Origin of the sequence: Parasphingorhabdus sp. (assembly GCF_039982395.1) — a bacterium.
GTDB lineage: Bacteria > Pseudomonadota > Alphaproteobacteria > Sphingomonadales > Sphingomonadaceae > Parasphingorhabdus.
In genome coordinates this window covers 1-4,905 of sequence record NZ_JBDWYO010000004.1, presented here as the reverse complement: position 1 = coordinate 4,905, position 4,905 = coordinate 1, and the positions used below count along the sequence as shown (strand labels likewise).

Here is a 4,905-nt window from a genome sequence, read left to right as displayed (position 1 = left end):
AGTGTCTTGGGTGGCCCATATTCTTTAGGGGCATCGCACCATCGCAAGCCATTGCGATTGATGAATATAATACCACTCAGCACACGCCGGTCATCTACACGTGGGACACCATGGCTCTTCGGAAAATATGGACGGAGCCGCTCCATTTGATCCTCGGTCAGCCAGTAAAGATTGCTCATAAACCCCCCTCAGTTTGGGGAGCTTGAATCATGCAGGCCTGACGGCCTCAAGTCGATTAATGGGTCCTGACCCTAGAGTGGCCTTTGACGAGCTCACCAAAGAGGAGAATATCAAATACAGGGCCGCATATAGCGAATGGCGTGACATTCATGATATTTGGATGAAAAAGAAAGAGCGCCTGAAGACAGCGATTGCCAGCGGAAAAAAGGTTGAGGAAGCTCAGGCCGCTTTCAATCAGATGGAGGAAGAGCCGCAAGAACCCATGTCACCAAAGAGGATGATTGAGAACCCAACGACAGAGGGCTTGTATAAGTTTTATCAAATTAGCTCCCCTTCCCTTGGCCTCTTTTCAGATGAAGGTGGCGTGTTTTTAGGGGGTCACTCAATGTCAGCGGAAAACCGTTTAACCTCCCTTGCCAGCTTTTCTAAGCTTTGGGATGGAGCTGGTCTTGATCGTGTTCGTGCAGGAGATGGATCTTCAACGCTATATGGTCGCAGGTTTTGCGTGGGGTTGATGTTGCAGGGTGTTGCCGCCGCCCCCCTATTCGCTGACCCAATGGCATTGGAGCAGGGATTTCTCGCGAGGTGTCTAATCACTGAGCCTGAAAGCCACATAGGCAAACGCACAAAGCCAGTTGATGCCGCCGCAGTTGAGAAAGCACAGCGTCTCTCAAGGGCGCTATTCTCCCCTCTGCTCGATCTTGGGCATCCAACGGAGCCCGACAATCCGCAGGAGTTATTGCCTCACAAAATTGCGCTGCATCCAGATGCCAAGAAAATATTGGAAGAGCTTGCCCTCCATCTTGAAAATGAAATGAATGAGGGCAGCAAATTTGAGGCAGTGCGGGGCTTTGCTTCAAAGACACCAGAACAGGCCGCAAGGATAGCTGGGGTGCTCACCTACGCGAAGCATGGTGGCTATGCTCCAACGGTCAATTTGGACGTTATGAAGGACGCTATAACTCTGGCGCAATTCTATCTCGAAGAGGCGCTACGCCTTGTTGAGAATGGGGAAGTTGCGCAGGAAATTGCGGAGGCTGAGAAGCTGAGCCAATGGCTGCGCAAGAAATGGCCAGCAATAGCGAAGAAGCTGGGGAGAGATCCACGCACAATCATTCCAAGGGATGTGGTCCGCGCTGGCCCCAACTCCATGAGGCAGGTAACTGTGGTCAAGGCGCTTCTGAAAACCCTCGCGGAGAATGGACACGTTGTGAAGCTTCCACATAAAACTGAGGTTGATGGTGTGAAGCGATCTATTGCCTACCGTATCGCGCAGGAGGATGGGGCATGAATTTCAACACCAGAGCGCACCTTTCAGAAAAGAGGGAACCGTCTGCGACTTCTGCGACATTGCGACAAAAGAGGGTAAATGAGGGCAAAAGTCGCAAAAGTCGCAGAAGTCGCAAGGGGTTCTCCTTCCCCCAGAGGAACTCCCCCCTCCTGCCCGGCGACCGCCGGAAGCGCAAATGTATGACAGGGGCCCCCCCGCATCATCCAGCTTCTTCGTCTATTTATTGGTCTCCACTGTAAGCGTCCGGCGTGCCCCGCCTAACGGCGCTGAATCTGGAGTGTTAGTGTCCACCATTGATAGTGGACACTTAGGGGCGCTCTATGGCGGGAAAGCAGAAGAAGCGGCGTTGGCCGGATGAAGAGAAGCGTTCGATTTGCTTTCAAACAACGGCGGCAGGCGTTTCGGTAGTGCAGGTTGCACGTCGGTATGCGATGAACGCCAATCTGATATTCAAATGGCTGAAGGATGAACGGTATGTACCGGATGCAGATGCCGTGCCCAAAGAATCCGAACCGGTATTTTTGCCAGTAGAGGTCGAAGTCGCGTGCAACCCTGTTCTTGCTTGGGCCACCGCTCCGGTTGGTCGTATCGAGATTGAGCTTTCCAGCGGCCACCGGATTACGGCAGAGGGCGGCTTTGATGCAAATATGTTGGCGCGGTTGTTGAAAGGATTGTCCTCATGATCCCGGTGCCGAGCAACACGCGTGTTTGGCTGGCCGCTGGCGTGATCGATATGCGGCGGGGATTTAACACGCTGGCAGCGCAGGCCGAGAAGACGTTGACCGAAGATCCGTTCTCGGGCCATCTATTTGTATTCCGTGGGCGGCGAGGGGATTTGCTTAAAATCATCTGGTGGGATTCACAGGGCGCGTGTCTGTTTAGCAAGCGTTTGGAGCGAGGCCGGTTTGTTTGACCAGCAGCAAAAGAGGGCAAGATCAACCTGACCTCGGCGCAACTGGCGATGCTGCTGGAAGGCATTGATTGGCGCATTCCAAAACGCACGTGGCGGCCTCTGAAGACGGGATAGCCGGATGCAAATATCAAGCAATATGGACGTTTGTGGATTCCTATTCGACGCGCAATTCTGTATAGAATGACCATGCTGAACGCCCTTGATAGTCTACCCGAAGACCCCACTGATCCGAGCGTGCTGAAGGTGTTCATCATCTCCACACGTTCCGCGAGATCAAACCCATCGTGACGAAGCCTTTTTTGCGGGCGCGTTCGAAGGCCACAGTGATGGGGTCGCGTTTTGCAGGGTGTCGGCTAAAAGGGCGATCCGTTGTTTGCCTAATTCCGCCTTGCCACAAGGGAGTTTCGAGGCTGCAAAAACAGGAAGGAGCCGAGAGTAAGTCTTTGGAAACAAACACCAAATATATAGTGCTCGCTGCTTCAGTTAAGCAATGCTCGGACCTCGTGTGCTTTTAGAGAAGGGCGTGCCGAAGAACCGTATTGCTTCAGATCGATTTTTAGTTCCGGGAAAATGGCAAATACCTCTTCACGGGACGATTCATCCATAGAGGTCAAAGTCATTTCTCCTGGGTGAAAGCTTTCGGACCAAACGCCATCCACTTTAACAATCTGGTGTGTGTCAAACAAAATATGCACATATTCTACTTCCTCAACATCATGATTGACCATTATGGTGCAATCATTGGTCATGAATTTTGCAGGAGATAAAACTTCATTTTCACCAAATAGCAATTCTGCGCTCCAAGTTTGCAATAGCATGCGGTGTTGGGGGGATACCATCATGCCCCGCACTGGCGTTCCCTTGCCCAAAGCATTTTCTTTAAACAGGATTGGGCGCAAATTTGGGCGGATTTGCAAAGCACGTTTGTCCAGTTTTCTGCGACCGACCCAGAGGACAGGCATCATGCCATCGTCTTTGGTCAATACAAGATCTCCGGACTTCAAGGTCTCTATGGCGCACTCACCATCAATTGTTGTAATCAATGAGTTCACTGTAAAACAGGGAAATATCCCTCCTTCATTAATGTACAAATAAGTCGGATCCAAGTCACCGGCAGATACACCAGTGGATCCATTATCCGGATCGCCTGAATTTGTAAGGTTTATTGCATAAGCTGTTCGTTCACCATCATCAGGGTTTTCAATAATAATGATTGCAAATAAGTCCTCGGTAGCGCCACCTGGGTCAGTCGGGTTGACCGGAAATGTTTCTGTACCGAGATATTGATAATTATAATTGACGCCTTCGAACGTCACATATTCCGTGCCTCCTCCGGATTCAGTTGAATCAATGTCGGAAAATAAAGAAGCATTATCGATTTCTGGTGCTTCATCCGGGGGAGAGCCCGTCAATCTTGAATACAGAGCGTTTGCAAAAGACTGTTCTTCCACAATATCAGTTGCATCCTCCTCAGTGAAGGTAACGAAACCAGTATTGCTGACAAAATTATATTTCCCACTTGGTAAAATGTTAATCTCTTGGAGTAAAATATCCGCGGTAGTTACTGTTGCCATGGTGACCTCATCTGGTTGTCGTATCTTGCCTAGAACATTCTACTTTTAACGCTACGAATTTTAGAGGGGATTACCCAACGAAATCAAAATATTAAAACAATTTACAATATCTTCGACAGAAATGGCGCGAATATCTCAACAATAGTGGCTGAATGGGGCTTCTATTAACACTTTGGGGACAGTCATCACGTCACAGTGAAGACACCATTCGGTAGCCAAGGCGAATCGATTCCTCGCCCAACAGGCAGCATTTACCGAGACAGTGAGACGCTGAGACAGTGAGACGCTGAGACAGCGAGACAGGACAAAACCTTTAATCTCCACTAGGCTCCAGACTCATTGATTCATAACCAGAACAAGATGGTTGCAGCGAGGGCGATTGCAGACAGGAATACCTTTGGGCATCGGTCGTACCGGGTGGCGATCCGTCGCCAGTCTTTCAGGCGACCGAACATTATCTCGATCCGGTTCCGTCGTTTGTAGCGGTGCTTGTCATATTTGACGGGCTTGTCGCGCGACTTTCGTCCCGGGATGCAGGGCGTTATTCCCTTATCTGCAAGGGCCTCACGAAACCAATCCGCGTCATACCCCCGGTCTCGCAATAACCAGTCGGCGGATGGCAGGCTTTCCACCAAGGCTCTGGCCCCAGTGTAATCGCTGACCTGGCCTGCGGTCATGAAGAAGCGGATCGGCCGTCCAATTGCGTCGGTGACGGCATGCAACTTCGTGTTCATGCCGCCTTTTGTTCGTCCGATAAGGCGTCCACGCCCCCTTTTTTTAACCGCAGGCTCGAGGCCGTGCGATGCGCTTTGAGGTAGGTTGCATCGATTGAGATCGTCTTGTTGTCGGGTGCCTCGGCTGCCAGTCCCGTCATGATCCTCGCAAAAACCCCCATGTCGCTCCACCGTTTCCAGCGGTTATAAAGTGTCTTGGGTGGCCCATATTCT

The 4,905-nt window shown here is 50.9% G+C and carries 6 protein-coding genes; 3 read left to right on the top strand and 3 right to left on the bottom strand.

The genetic code is table 11. From position 1 onward, the window contains the following. Positions 1 to 179 (bottom strand): transposase (locus ABJV08_RS09960; protein ID WP_348361673.1); only part of this gene is annotated, 179 nt, incomplete at its 3' end. A 77-nt stretch (positions 180 to 256) separates the two neighbouring features. Between ABJV08_RS09960 and ABJV08_RS09955 the strand changes: the two genes are divergently transcribed. The 3 genes from ABJV08_RS09955 to tnpB all read left to right on the top strand — a co-directional run bounded on the left by ABJV08_RS09955 (position 257) and on the right by tnpB (position 2,384). After that, positions 257 to 1,471 (top strand): YfjI family protein, encoded by a 1,215-nt coding sequence (locus tag ABJV08_RS09955; protein ID WP_348422305.1) that lies wholly within the window; start codon positions 257 to 259, stop codon positions 1,469 to 1,471. A 320-nt stretch (positions 1,472 to 1,791) separates the two neighbouring features. Further along, entirely contained in the window at positions 1,792 to 2,154 is a 363-nt protein-coding gene (locus tag ABJV08_RS09950) for a transposase (protein ID WP_348361667.1), read from the top strand. Next, entirely contained in the window at positions 2,151 to 2,384 is a 234-nt protein-coding gene (tnpB, locus tag ABJV08_RS09945; RefSeq protein ID WP_348361665.1) for an IS66 family insertion sequence element accessory protein TnpB, read from the top strand. The genes ABJV08_RS09950 and tnpB overlap by 4 nt, the downstream gene beginning before the upstream one ends. Positions 2,385 to 2,863: 479 nt before the next feature. Here the strand turns inward: tnpB and ABJV08_RS09940 are convergent, their stop codons facing one another. Both ABJV08_RS09940 and ABJV08_RS09935 read right to left on the bottom strand, forming a co-directional pair. Further along, the gene (locus ABJV08_RS09940) at positions 2,864 to 3,958 is read right to left on the bottom strand and encodes a Hint domain-containing protein (RefSeq protein WP_348361662.1); all 1,095 of its coding nucleotides are present in this window, start codon (positions 3,956 to 3,958) and stop codon (positions 2,864 to 2,866) included. A gap of 344 nt (positions 3,959 to 4,302) precedes the next feature. Continuing rightward, positions 4,303 to 4,863, bottom strand: a complete 561-nt coding sequence (locus ABJV08_RS09935) for an IS5 family transposase (protein ID WP_348361660.1) — start codon at positions 4,861 to 4,863, stop codon at positions 4,303 to 4,305. Between the last annotated feature and the right edge of the window lie 42 nt (positions 4,864 to 4,905).